This window comes from Elizabethkingia miricola (assembly GCF_001675285.1).
GTDB lineage: Bacteria > Bacteroidota > Bacteroidia > Flavobacteriales > Weeksellaceae > Elizabethkingia > Elizabethkingia miricola.
The window spans coordinates 1-11653 of the sequence record NZ_LSGQ01000002.1 but is presented as its reverse complement, the minus strand read 5'-3'; the positions used below and the strand labels follow the sequence as shown (position 1 = coordinate 11653).

Annotated in this window: 14 protein-coding genes; 11 read left to right on the top strand and 3 right to left on the bottom strand. The window is 35.4% G+C overall.

Annotation, left to right across the window (positions count from 1 at the left end):
• Positions 1 to 355: 355 nt before the first annotated feature.
• Positions 356 to 2602 carry a glycoside hydrolase family 20 protein gene (locus ATE49_RS02810; protein ID WP_065081019.1) on the bottom strand — a complete coding sequence of 749 codons (2247 nt, stop codon included), beginning with the start codon at positions 2600 to 2602 and terminating at the stop codon, positions 356 to 358.
• A gap of 172 nt (positions 2603 to 2774) precedes the next feature.
• Here ATE49_RS02810 and ATE49_RS02805 point away from each other — a divergent pair, with 172 nt between their 5' ends.
• The 7 genes from ATE49_RS02805 to rplI all read left to right on the top strand — a co-directional run bounded on the left by ATE49_RS02805 (position 2775) and on the right by rplI (position 6784).
• Positions 2775 to 3257 carry a GNAT family N-acetyltransferase gene (locus ATE49_RS02805; RefSeq protein WP_065081018.1) on the top strand — a complete coding sequence of 161 codons (483 nt, stop codon included), beginning with the start codon at positions 2775 to 2777 and terminating at the stop codon, positions 3255 to 3257.
• A gap of 17 nt (positions 3258 to 3274) precedes the next feature.
• Entirely contained in the window at positions 3275 to 4672 is a 1398-nt protein-coding gene (locus ATE49_RS02800) for a chloride channel protein (RefSeq protein WP_065081017.1), read from the top strand.
• A 250-nt stretch (positions 4673 to 4922) separates the two neighbouring features.
• Positions 4923 to 5138, top strand: a complete 216-nt coding sequence (locus ATE49_RS19960; protein ID WP_024565577.1) for a hypothetical protein — start codon at positions 4923 to 4925, stop codon at positions 5136 to 5138.
• Positions 5139 to 5180: 42 nt separating this feature from the next.
• Entirely contained in the window at positions 5181 to 5378 is a 198-nt protein-coding gene (locus tag ATE49_RS19955) for a hypothetical protein (protein ID WP_078795578.1), read from the top strand.
• 114 nt (positions 5379 to 5492) lie between these two features.
• Entirely contained in the window at positions 5493 to 5834 is a 342-nt protein-coding gene (gene rpsF, locus ATE49_RS02795) for a 30S ribosomal protein S6 (protein WP_034870405.1), read from the top strand.
• 27 nt (positions 5835 to 5861) lie between these two features.
• Positions 5862 to 6164: a 30S ribosomal protein S18 gene (gene rpsR / locus ATE49_RS02790; protein WP_021347702.1), complete on the top strand. Its 303-nt coding sequence runs from the start codon at positions 5862 to 5864 to the stop codon at positions 6162 to 6164.
• Between the two features lie 119 nt (positions 6165 to 6283).
• On the top strand, positions 6284 to 6784 hold the full coding sequence (gene rplI, locus ATE49_RS02785; protein WP_065081016.1) for a 50S ribosomal protein L9: 501 nt from the start codon (positions 6284 to 6286) through the stop codon (positions 6782 to 6784).
• Between the two features lie 59 nt (positions 6785 to 6843).
• Here rplI and ATE49_RS02780 read toward each other — a convergent pair whose 3' ends face one another.
• Positions 6844 to 7665 (bottom strand): hypothetical protein, encoded by an 822-nt coding sequence (locus tag ATE49_RS02780; protein ID WP_065081015.1) that lies wholly within the window; start codon positions 7663 to 7665, stop codon positions 6844 to 6846.
• Positions 7666 to 7891: 226 nt separating this feature from the next.
• Here ATE49_RS02780 and ATE49_RS02775 point away from each other — a divergent pair, with 226 nt between their 5' ends.
• Complete coding sequence (locus ATE49_RS02775) at positions 7892 to 8068, top strand: histone H1 (RefSeq protein ID WP_009086192.1); 177 nt, start codon at positions 7892 to 7894, stop codon at positions 8066 to 8068.
• 78 nt (positions 8069 to 8146) lie between these two features.
• Here the strand turns inward: ATE49_RS02775 and ATE49_RS02770 are convergent, their stop codons facing one another.
• Positions 8147 to 9667, bottom strand: coding sequence for an FMN-binding glutamate synthase family protein (locus ATE49_RS02770; protein WP_059156409.1), 1521 nt, complete (start codon positions 9665 to 9667; stop codon positions 8147 to 8149).
• Between the two features lie 322 nt (positions 9668 to 9989).
• Between ATE49_RS02770 and ATE49_RS02765 the strand changes: the two genes are divergently transcribed.
• From ATE49_RS02765 to ATE49_RS02750, 3 genes are all read left to right on the top strand, one after another.
• Positions 9990 to 10382, top strand: a complete 393-nt coding sequence (locus tag ATE49_RS02765) for an acyl-CoA thioesterase (RefSeq protein ID WP_034870404.1) — start codon at positions 9990 to 9992, stop codon at positions 10380 to 10382.
• A complete protein-coding gene (locus ATE49_RS02760) occupies positions 10382 to 10942 on the top strand; it encodes a helix-turn-helix domain-containing protein (RefSeq protein ID WP_065081014.1) in 561 nt (186 codons plus the stop codon). The genes ATE49_RS02765 and ATE49_RS02760 overlap by 1 nt, the downstream gene beginning before the upstream one ends.
• Before the next feature lie 328 nt (positions 10943 to 11270).
• The coding region (locus ATE49_RS02750; RefSeq protein ID WP_169817110.1) for a heavy-metal-associated domain-containing protein at positions 11271 to 11653 on the top strand (383 nt) is incomplete at its 3' end.

Genomic DNA, 11653 nt, shown 5'->3' with positions numbered 1-11653 from the left:
CTCAATTACCTCCTGCTCCCCTCACAACTCTCATTGTTTAGGACTGCAAAAGTAGAAAAACTTCTATAACACACCAAACTTTATTACTCATTTTTTAACATAATATACCTAACTCCCTGAATACACGCGAGAAAAATTTAATATTATGTTCACATTGGAAAGACTCCCCTTCTTTATATATACGCTACATATCATTGTATACGCTTTAAAAACCGGGTTTTTGTTGCAAGCAGTCACAGGAAACTCCTGTTTTTAAATGCTCAGATGCCATTTTTTAGCTCTAGCACATCCTTTATATATAGAAGAAAAAGAAAAATCCGGCTTTACGCCGGATCTTATATACCATATATATGTATTAGTAAACAATAATTTCATCTGTGAACAAATACCCTTTCTTTGTATTAGGAGCTATAATTTTCAGATACCTTGCCTGTACCGGAGTTTTTAACTTTAGTTCAAATCGCTTAAAATTTAGTTTTGACTCCGTCTCCGGGATGTCATTTTTTACAATTCCGATTTCTTTATAGGCTACCCCATCGTCTGAAACCAAGACTTTCATTTCTCCGGGCATATAAACTCCCGGGCCAATAATCTGCATAAAGCGCATAGCAACCGTATTAAGTGTTTCCTTTTTTTCAAAATCAACAACAACATCTACATCTTTGGTAAAACCCTGCCATTGCTTATCATGATAAGTCAAACCTCCAAAAACGCCATTCGTTAATGTTTGTTCCTTCTGGGCTTCATATCCATCCCATTTATTATTATAGATTACTTTTTTTCCAATTGCTTTATGAATATCTATATCCAGGTCTAAGACCGGACCTGTTTTTATAGCATTCATAAAATATGCAGCTTTAACTTTTGCAGACTTATTTATAATAAAAGGCTCCTTATATATTAAGGACTCATTTGTTGGTTCTTTACCATCTAACGTATACCTTATATTCTCAGAGTTCATTTGCTCTGTAACCAAACTCACCTTATCAGTTCCGGATGAGGGATCAAATTTCACTATACTATATATATTATAGGAAGGTCTGTAATAATTAACCTGAAGTTGTTGCAGAATTTTATAATGAGACTGCAGTCTTTTGGTAAAATCCTGAATGTTTTTATTCTCTAAAGCTGTCCAGTTTACTTCTGCCAATGCAAGAGCTCTGGGAAACACCATATATTCTACATGTTCTGTTGTCGGAACATATTCAGCCCACAGATTTGCCTGAGCTCCTAATATATGTTTTGCTTTTTCTTTTTTCAATACTGCAGGGACAGGATTATAAGAATATACTTTGTCTAAAGGTAAATATCCTCCTATTGCCTCTGGTTGAGTTCTGGGATCAGTCTGGTAACTATCAAAATACAAAAACTCCCCGGGAGTCATAATTACATCATGTCCGGCATTAGCAGCAGCTATACCTCCGGACTCCCCTCTCCAGCTCATCACTGTAGCTCCGGGTGTTAATCCGCCATCTAAAATTTCATCCCAGCCTATAAGCTTTCGTCCTTTTGACTGCAGATATTGATCCATTTTACGAATAGCATAGCTTTGGAGCTCATCAACTGACTTCAGTCCTTCCTTTTTCATTAAAGCTTGATCTTTCGGACAGGATGCCCAGTGTTTTTTATCGGCTTCATCTCCGCCTATATGTATATATTTGGAAGGGAAAATTTCCAGCACTTCATCTATTACATTCTGAAGAAACTCAAATGTCTTAGGATTTCCTATACAAAATTCGCTTTGAGTATATGGTTTTCCGGAGCATGACAACTCGGGATAGACAGCCAATACTTCTTCACTATGTCCTGGCATTTCTATTTCTGGTATTATATTTATACCTCGCTCAGCAGCATATTTTACCAACTCTTTTGCTTCTTTCTGTGTATAAAAGCCTCCACTTGCATTAGGATTCCCTTGTTCTGTATACTGACGGCCATTTTGCCACCAGTCCTTCCAGTTCGCATGAGTACGCCAGGCTGCCTTATTGGTCAACTCCGGGTATTTCTTTATTTCCAGTCTCCATCCCGCTCCGTCAGTCAAATGCCAGTGGAAATTATTGAATTTATACAGCGCCATAAGGTCTATGTATTTTTTCAGGAAAGAAAAAGGATAAAAATGCCTGGATACATCTAAATGCAATCCTCTGTATGAAAAGCGTGGCTGATCTTCAATAGAAGCATAACTTAACCTTGACGGATCTTTCTGAAGCAAACCTAACTGTACAAAAGTATGAACACCATTAATAGCACCTGTAATGTCTGACGATTCAATTTGTATACCTTTATTATTTACAGATAATCTATAAGCTCCGGGGACGAATTTATTTTGTTGATCTTTTACAATACGAATATCTCCGGAGTTTATATTTTTAGTACTGACTATATTCTTTCCACCCTTCAAAGCAGAATACTCAGATAAAAGAGGCTTAACATCAGCAAACTCTGGAGAAATGCTGATTTTAACGGTTTGAGGAAAAATATATTCACCATTCTTTAAAGATACGGAAGAAGGTTTGGGAATGATATCGAAATTATTTTGCGCTGACACTAAAAATGGTACAGCATACATTAATAAAGATATCAGAGCTTTATTCATTTTCATTTTGGGGTTATTGTTTTTAAAGAACAACAAATATCATAAATAATATTGAAATCCATTTTCTCTTTGTGCACAAGGGTTAACTATTTTCAGTATTTTATTTTAATTTTTAATTGATAATCCTTCTCACTTTTTATAAATTTGAGAATCTAATTAATTTTTCAATAAAAACTACATGACCAACAATTTTTCAATCCGAAAGGCAACAGAAGAAGATACACCTGTAATTTTCTCTCTAATCAAACAACTCGCAGAATACGAAAAGCTTTCTGATGCTGTTATTACTTCTGAGGAGGAGCTAAGGCATAATATATTCCATGAAGGTTTGTCTAAGGTACTTATTGCTGAAGAAAACAATGTGCCGATAGGCTTCGCTCTATATTTTTATAACTTTTCTACTTTCGTGGGAAAGGCCGGACTGTACCTGGAAGATCTTTTTGTAGAACCTGCACACAGGGGAAAAGGTTATGGTAAAAAACTTTTAGTTGCTTTAGCGCAAATAGCCAAAGAGAAAAACTGCGGAAGAATGGAATGGTCTGTACTAAACTGGAATAAGCCTTCTATCGAGTTTTATGAATCTCTGGAGGCTGTTCCGATGAATGAATGGACCGTATACAGACTGACTCAGGATAAAATCAATATTCTGGCAAATTCATAAAAAACACAAAAACACTGGTGAAAAAACTACTTATTTATATTCGCACGCGGCTAAAACAAGCTTTTGATAACATCACAAATGAACGGCTGAAAGACAATCTGCTCCAGGCTATTCCTTTCTGGATAGCTTCTGTTATCACAGGACTTATAGCTGTACTATATGCTAAAATTTTCGGTTGGGGCGAGTTGTTGCTATTTAAAATTATTCACTGGAAATCATGGCTCATTTTTATTATTACTCCTTTCGCTTTTGTTTTATCCTGGTGGCTTGTAGATCGCTTTGCTCCTTATGCAAAAGGCAGCGGTATTCCTCAGGTAATGGCATCTGTGGATCTGGCAAACCCCAGAGACCGCTATATGATAAAATACCTGTTAAGTTTTAAAATTATTATTATAAAAATTATCTCAAGCTTTGTCCTTATTGCTGGTGGTGGTATTATAGGCAGAGAGGGACCCACAATACAGATTGCCGGATCTGTATTCCGAAAGGTTAATGAACTTCTGCCTAAGTGGTGGCCAAAAATTTCACAAAAAAATATGATTCTTACAGGTGCTGCAGCCGGACTTTCTGCAGCATTCAATACCCCTTTGGGTGGTGTTGTATTTGCTATTGAAGAATTAGCAAAAACACATATCAGTTATTTTAAAACAGCGCTTTTTACCGCTGTAATTATTGCCGGACTTACTGCTGAAACACTTGCCGGGCCCTATCTGTATTTAGGTTATCCTAAAACAGGAGGAACTACTCTATGGTTGATGTTTCCTGTAATTCTTATCGCTGCTATCTCCGGAATTGCCAGTAGCTATATCTCGGGTCTCATGCTAAAGATTAATAAATTCCGGGCAAAGCTCACTCATAAAAAGCAACATGTTCTCTTTTTAATAGGCACAGCTCTTATCATATCTTCACTTGCTTACTTTGTAGATAAAAATATATTAGGTTCTGGTAAAGAGCTGATGGAACACTCTTTATTCACCAGTGATAAACATCAGAAATGGTATATGCCGATTCTGAAAATGATTGGTTCTACCCTTTCCTTTACAAGTGGTGGTGCTGGCGGTATTTTTGCTCCGGCTCTCAGCATCGGGGCAAGTATAGGATCTGTTTTTTCCGGATTAATTAACCTGACTCCTGAAGAAACTAATGTTATTATACTGGCCGGAATGGTTGCCTTTTTAACAGGAATTACCCGCGCCCCATTTACTTCTGCAATTCTGGTATTGGAAATGACTGATCGGCACAGCCTTATATTCCATCTAATGCTGGCAGGTATGATCTCCTCTATTGCTTCTATGATTATCAGCAGACACTCATTATATGATTCATTAAAAATTGGTTTTCTTGAAAAGCTTAATAAAGAAGTGCGTGCTCCTAAAGACAAACTTCATCTCAAAGATTTGGTAAAAAGAAGATAAATATTTCATTACTAATGATTTATTTTTAATTGAATTAAGACATATTTAGATTTTTATAGTTAATACTCTTCGACAAGCTCAGAGTGACATTGTTCATCCAAAAATATCTTCTTTTGAAAGGTGTCAGCCTGAGCCTGTCGAAGGCTATTTTCTTTGATTAAGGTTAAAATAAACTTTTAATAAAAAAATCATATATTTATCATTATTACCTGATAGTAATATAATCACCAAATTTTAAAATATAGAAACTATGAGAAAAACATTTCTACAATTGAACAATGCTAAAAAGCTAAACAGGGAAAGTCAAAAATCGATCTTAGGAGGTTCCACAGACTGCCCGCCAAAGCATTATGCAGTACAACATAATGGTTACACTGCCTGTTGCCTAAAACCTGTCAGTAACCCATGCGAGCTGGTTGTTAACTTTTGTCTTATGCCAATGGGAATGTGTGGAGACGAAAGGTAAAATCTAACAGTAACATCAAATAAATAATAAATATTATCAATTATGAAAAAACTTGACAGAAAAAAACAAAAGAATATCCTAGGAATGGGGAACAATTGTCCAACCGGGCAATTTGAAGCTTCTTATAATGGTTATATCGTATGTTGTATGAAACAACCTACAGGACCTAATCTTTGTGACCCAAATATCAGTATGTATTGTGATATTCCATACGACATGTGTGGAGATCCATTCCAATAAGAACTAAAAAAGCTCTGTTACTTATGTAATGGAGCTTTTTCTTTTGTTTTGTTTGCAAATTCAGAAAATATCAATATCTTTGCACCTCGAAATAAAAATAAATATTTTATCATTATGAACAATTACGAAACTGTTTTCATTTTGACTCCCGTTCTATCTGATGCTCAGGTGGAGGAAGCAGTTAAAAAATTCGAAGACCTTATTAAGGACAATGGTTGTGAGATCGTTGCTAAAGAAAACTGGGGACTTAAGAAATTGGCTTACCCAATCCAATTGAAAAAGAACGGATTCTACACTTTGATCGAATTCAAAGGTGAAGGTGATGTTGTAGCTAACTTAGAGCTAGCTTACAAGCGTGACGAAAGAGTTATCCGTTATTTAACAACTAAAATGGATAAGCATGCTGTAGACTATGCAGTAACGAGAAGAACAAAAGTGAAATCTCAAAAAGCTTAATTAATTAACCCCTAAAATCTTAAGACAATGGCAATAGATGAAATGGCACAACAAGCCGCACAAGGTGGTGAATCTGAAGTAAAGTTCCTTACTCCACTAGATATCAACACAAAAACACAGAAGAAATTCTGTCGTTTCAAAAAATACGGAATTAAGCATGTAGATTATAAAGATGCTGATTTCTTATTACAATTCGTAAACGAGCAAGGTAAAATCCTTCCAAGAAGATATACTGGTACTTCTCTAAAATACCAGAGAAAAGTTTCTGCAGCTATCAAAAGAGCTAGACACTTAGCTTTAATGCCATACGTAGCAGACCTTTTAAAATAAGACAAATTAATAAAAGAAGCAGGCTTGTCTTGCTTCTTTTGTTGCTGAATCAATATTAATTCTAACGATTTTTAGATTCAAAATTTAACTGAATCTAAAATTAAAAACGGACAACAACAATGCAAATTATTCTAAAAAAAGACGTAGAGAATTTAGGACTTGAATTCGATACTATCGATGTAAAACCAGGTTACGCTCGTAACTTCCTTATTCCTCAAGGATATGCTTTATTAGCAACTCCTAAAAACAAAGCAGCTTTAGAAGCTACTTTAGAGGCTAGAAAAGAAGAAGAAGCTAAATTAGTTGCTGCTGCTACAGCTAAGATCGATCAATTGAAAAAAGTTGTGTTAACTATCCCTGCTAAAGTAGGTACTGGTGACAAACTTTTCGGATCTATCAACAATGCAGATCTTGCAGAAGCTTTAGCTAAAGCTGGTGTAGATATCGAGAAAAGATTCATCAAGATTCCTGGTAACACTATCAAGAGAACTGGTAAATTTTCTGCAAAAGTAAGACTTCACAGAAACGTAGAGCACGATTACGAATTTGACGTAGTTTCTGATGCTCCTGTAGAAGCTCCTAAAGCTGCTGAAAAAACTGAAACTAAAGAAGAGGCTTAATCTAAGTAACTTCTTAATCATATAAATCCTTCCTTCGGGGAGGATTTTTTTTTATGCTCTTATTTGCTCTTGTTCATTTTTTCAAAATCCTCAGTTTTCATAATCGCTAAATTATTGTTTTTACAATCCCAGATACTTGTATATTTTTTTGATATTGTAATATAGCTTTCCAGGTTATGAATGTGTTGATAGAGCATGAGTGTACAAATATCTGTCGGTGTTATATACAACCAATCAGGAAGAATATGCGAATGCACTCCACTTACCATGTTCTCTCCTTTTTCATCTTTTGTTTTCATAGCGATTAAACTATTGTGCAGGCGTTCTGTCTTCTCTATTTCATTATTTTTATTAAAAGTAATCAGATAATCATTGCCAAACAATACAAGATTATTCTGTGTAGTTCCGGTTAAAATATAAACTTTATTTTGCCCAGGTTTACTTTTATCCAGAATTGGTATCAGATTTAGATTTGTATTCTGATAGGTTCTGAAAACAGTATCTGTTTTAATCCTTTGTAATGCCTTCTGCCGGATGTCAAAATATTCTTTCTCAACATTAGTAAAATCTCTCACCGTTAAATCTAATCTGGAATCCTTAGGATTATAGCTAGCAGGAAAAGCTACAGAACCTATCACTTTATTTTCTTTTGAAAAGAATATGCAAACAGGTACATTGTTATTTATATAAGAAAAGTATCCACCAATATTCTCGTTATTTTTATAATTGGCCAAAAATACATCCGTTCCATACCAGCTTGCCATTTCACTCCTGTATAATTTTATTCCCTCGTCTTTAATTTCTTTAGCAATCGCTTCCAGATCCTGAGCTGTCCCCAAAAAACTCAGAATTATGAACATAAAAATATATAGTTTCCTCATAAACAGATGATTTAAATAAAGTTACTCTTTTTTTTCTTTGTAACCGGAAAACAAAAAATAACATGATAAAAATAATTAGAGGCAAAATATTCTTTTGGGGCTATTATATTTTCTGAAGCTTCAATTTAGAAAATGAATAAAAATGTAGATTTTATCGATATTTACAGCGATAAAATTCTTTATAAATGAAGGATTATTTTATATTTGCAGTCCAAAAATTAATCATATGCAAGAACTATTAGAAAAAATCGCACAGGAGTTTGGAACTTTCACAACTGACTCTAACCTTCAATTAGAAAAAGGTAACAAAGCTGCAGGTACAAGAGCTAGAAAAGCAGCTTTAGAGTTAAGTAAATTATTGAAAGACTTCAGAAAAGTTTCTGTGGAGGAATCTAAGAAATAAGGAGAAATCTTTTACAAAAAAGAATCCGGTGAATTGCTTCACCGGATTTTTTATTTTACAGATAAACTCAGTCCTGAATTAGATCTGAGTCTTATGTTTTACGTTGGTTAAGATATCCGGGAAATAAGAATCTGATAAATGTTCAAACTCATCACCTCTCATAAACATAGAAGCATCCACTTCCGCATAAGATGTTCTTCCGGCAGCAGCAATAAGCTCATTACACGTATGCAATGTATTTCTGTGGAAATAATATACTCTCTCGCTCTTATCTGCCACATCCAGACCTTTAATCAGCATTTTATCCTGAGTTGCCACACCTGTAGGACAAGCGTTAGAATGGCATCTTAAAGCCTGAATACAGCCTAATGAGAACATAAAGCCTCTCGCATTGTTACACATATCAGCTCCCATTGCTACAGCTCTAAGGATATCCAGTGAAGTCAATACTTTTCCGCTGGCAATAATTCTGATTTTATCACGAACGTCATATTTCTGAAGTGTTCTGTTGACAAAGATAAGTGCTGGCTCCAAAGGCATACCAACTCCGTCTGAAAACTCCAATGGTGCAGCTCCTGTACCTCCCTCAGCTCCATCTACTGTAATAAAGTCCGGCCAGATATTCAATACATTCATTTTTTCGCAAATCTCTTCAAATTCACGCGTATCACCAATACAAAGCTTAAATCCAACTGGTTTACCTTCACTAAGATCTCTCAGCTGCTGTACAAACTTTAATAAGCCTTCTGCACTGTTGAATGCTGTGTGCCCTGGAGGAGATAAAATAGTTTTTCCTGGTTCTACGTGACGGATTTTTGCAATTTCAGGTGTATTCTTTACCCCTGGTAATACACCGCCATGCCCTGGTTTCGCACCCTGAGAAAGTTTTATTTCGATTAGCTTTACGTTCGGATGAGCAGACTTCTCAGCAAATAATTCAGGGTTAAAATGTCCGTGGTCATCACGACATCCGAAATACCCCGTACCAATCTGCCAGCAAAGGTCTCCTCCACCTTCTAAATGGTAATGAGATATACCACCTTCTCCTGTATTATGGAAGAAGTTTCCTTTTTTAGCACCGGAATTTAAAGATACCACAGCTCTGTTACTCAATGCTCCGTAGCTCATCGCTGAGATATTAAATAAAGATGCATTGTAAGGTTTCTTACACAAAGGCCCTCCAACGGTTACTCTTGGCAATTCTTCAGAAGGAACTTTTGCATAAATAGAGTGCTTAATTCCTTCATATTTCCTTGTATTAATGTCCAGCTGTGTCCCAAATGGAACGTTAGCGGATATATTCTTTGCTCTTCGGTAAGCCGCAGATCTTTCATTCCTCGGGAAAGGTTTACCATCGGTATTTCTCTCGATGAAATACTGCTGCATTTCCGGCGATATTTCCTCGAAGAAATAACGGAAGTTTCCCAATACAGGAAAGTTTCGCAAAATAGCGTGTTTTGTCTGAAAAGCGTCATATAGGCCCCAGAGATAAATAAGGGATAGCAAAATTGGTATCCACAGGTCGGCGTTAATAAGGAAAGTTATTCCCCAGGAGGCCAATACAATGACAATGCCCCAGGTAAGAAACTGATTTCTCATTACAATACTTTTTGTTTAAAATTAACCTCAAATATACCTAAATAAAAACAGTAAAACCAAGCTTTATGATTAAACGATAAGCCCGGAGAATCTTTTATAAAAAAATTAACATTCGTTATCATTTATTTACTTTTTTCAGCACAAACTTTGCTTATACAGAGGAAACAATATCTCCTGTTTTCCGATAATCCACGGTGAAATATAAAAAAACAGGAGATTTATTCCTAAATATCCTTAATCCTAAATCTCTCTACCAAAACTTCTGCATTTATTGTAGAAGTTTTTTTATTTTTACTCTATCAAAACAAATAAGTTTATGGCAATGAATTTCCATACCCGTAAATGGGTAAAACCTGAAGATCTAAACCCTAATCAGTCTTTATTTGGGGGCAGACTTTTACAATGGATAGATGAAGAAGCGGCATTATATGCTATTATACAGTTAGAAAACCCACGTTGCGTTACCAAGTTTATATCAGAAATCAACTTTATACATTCCGCTACACAAGGTGATATCGTAGAAATCGGAATTCTGGCCACATCTTTCGGACATACTTCTATTACCCTTTCATGTGAGGTAAGAAATAAAATGACAAGGCAAACTATTATAAAGATTGATAAAATTATAATGGTGAGTCTGGATGAACATGGTAAACCATCTGCACACGGAAAAACAAAAATAGAATATCCACACGACAGATTCCCTGAAGGATAATGGAGTTACACATTAAAAATATGGTATGCGGCAGATGCCTGTCTTCTGTTCAGAATATCTTTAGTAATCTGAATATTTCCCTGACTAAATTAGAACTGGGTATTGCAGAAACTAAGGATACTCTTGATAAGGAGCAGATCTCTGTACTCGAAAAAGAGCTGAATGAACAAGGCTTTGAAATACTTCAGGATCTTTCAGTAAAACAAATTGAGAAAATGAAAACTCTTATTTTGCAGAAAGTACAAAGTCTGGACATTGAGGAAGACTTTAAAATATCTGCATACCTTAGTGAACATCTTCATAAAGAGTACAGCTCTCTATCGAAACTGTTTTCTCAGACAGAAAATGTTACATTGGAGCAATACTATATCCTGCATAAAATAGAAAAAGTAAAAGAACTTCTAGTGTACAACGAGTACTCTCTTACGCAGATAGCGGACATGCTTGGCTACAAAACAGTACAGCACCTTTCTTCTCAGTTTAAAAAGGTGACTGGTTTTTCGCCTTCGCAATTCCAGAAAGCAAAAGACAAGCACAGACAAGCTCTGGATAAAATCTAAATTTTAATTCAGCCCAAGGATTATTATAACATTTTATACAAAAACGAACACAACAGCATAATTGAGCTATAAAAGATTCTCAAAAAAATTATTAAGGCACAAAGGAAAATCAAAGTTTTTTTGTTAGCACAACTAATTTTTATCGTAGGATAAAACTCATTGTGCCTTAAAAACAATATAACACTTATTATATATTGTTTTTGCGCCTTTGTGCTAATCTTACTTTATTTCTACAGAAATAAGAAGCTGAATTATATAAACATCTTCCATATATTTATAATACATACCTGATTTCACTTTCCGAAATTTGTAGTATAAAATATTAAACATGGAAAAAGTATTCAGCATAAAAGGAATGTCATGTGATGGTTGCCGCAGTAAAATAGAGAAAAAACTAAATGAAATAGAAGGTATCTCTGTTTCTGTACAACTAGATCCTCCTGTAGCTACAATACACTCAGAAAGAGACTTTTCGGAAGAAGAGCTCCAGGAGAAGTTAGAAGAAGCCGGGAATTACAGCATCGAACATGAAGCTCCAAAATCCGGATGTTGTTCTGCCCCTGCCGGTAATTCGTTACCTGCAGTCGGAAGCCTGAAAAAAGAAGCAGCAAAACATACTGAAGAAAAATCTTCATGCTGCTCTACAGCAAGCCATCAGCATCAACAGAATATAACACCCGCTGATAAAATATCGCCTAGCGGGCAGTATAT

Coding starts and splice junctions, on each gene's coding strand:
- ATE49_RS02775 (WP_009086192.1), top strand. CDS start 7,892: ATGCAAGAACTATTAGAAAAAATCGCACAGGAGTTTGGAACTTTCACA.
- ATE49_RS02810 (WP_065081019.1), bottom strand. CDS start 2,602: ATGAAAATGAATAAAGCTCTGATATCTTTATTAATGTATGCTGTACCA.
- ATE49_RS02780 (WP_065081015.1), bottom strand. CDS start 7,665: ATGAGGAAACTATATATTTTTATGTTCATAATTCTGAGTTTTTTGGGG.
- rpsR (WP_021347702.1), top strand. CDS start 5,862: ATGGCAATAGATGAAATGGCACAACAAGCCGCACAAGGTGGTGAATCT.
- rpsF (WP_034870405.1), top strand. CDS start 5,493: ATGAACAATTACGAAACTGTTTTCATTTTGACTCCCGTTCTATCTGAT.
- ATE49_RS19955 (WP_078795578.1), top strand. CDS start 5,181: ATGAAAAAACTTGACAGAAAAAAACAAAAGAATATCCTAGGAATGGGG.
- rplI (WP_065081016.1), top strand. CDS start 6,284: ATGCAAATTATTCTAAAAAAAGACGTAGAGAATTTAGGACTTGAATTC.
- ATE49_RS02805 (WP_065081018.1), top strand. CDS start 2,775: ATGACCAACAATTTTTCAATCCGAAAGGCAACAGAAGAAGATACACCT.
- ATE49_RS02760 (WP_065081014.1), top strand. CDS start 10,382: ATGGAGTTACACATTAAAAATATGGTATGCGGCAGATGCCTGTCTTCT.
- ATE49_RS02770 (WP_059156409.1), bottom strand. CDS start 9,667: ATGAGAAATCAGTTTCTTACCTGGGGCATTGTCATTGTATTGGCCTCC.
- ATE49_RS02765 (WP_034870404.1), top strand. CDS start 9,990: ATGAATTTCCATACCCGTAAATGGGTAAAACCTGAAGATCTAAACCCT.
- ATE49_RS19960 (WP_024565577.1), top strand. CDS start 4,923: ATGAGAAAAACATTTCTACAATTGAACAATGCTAAAAAGCTAAACAGG.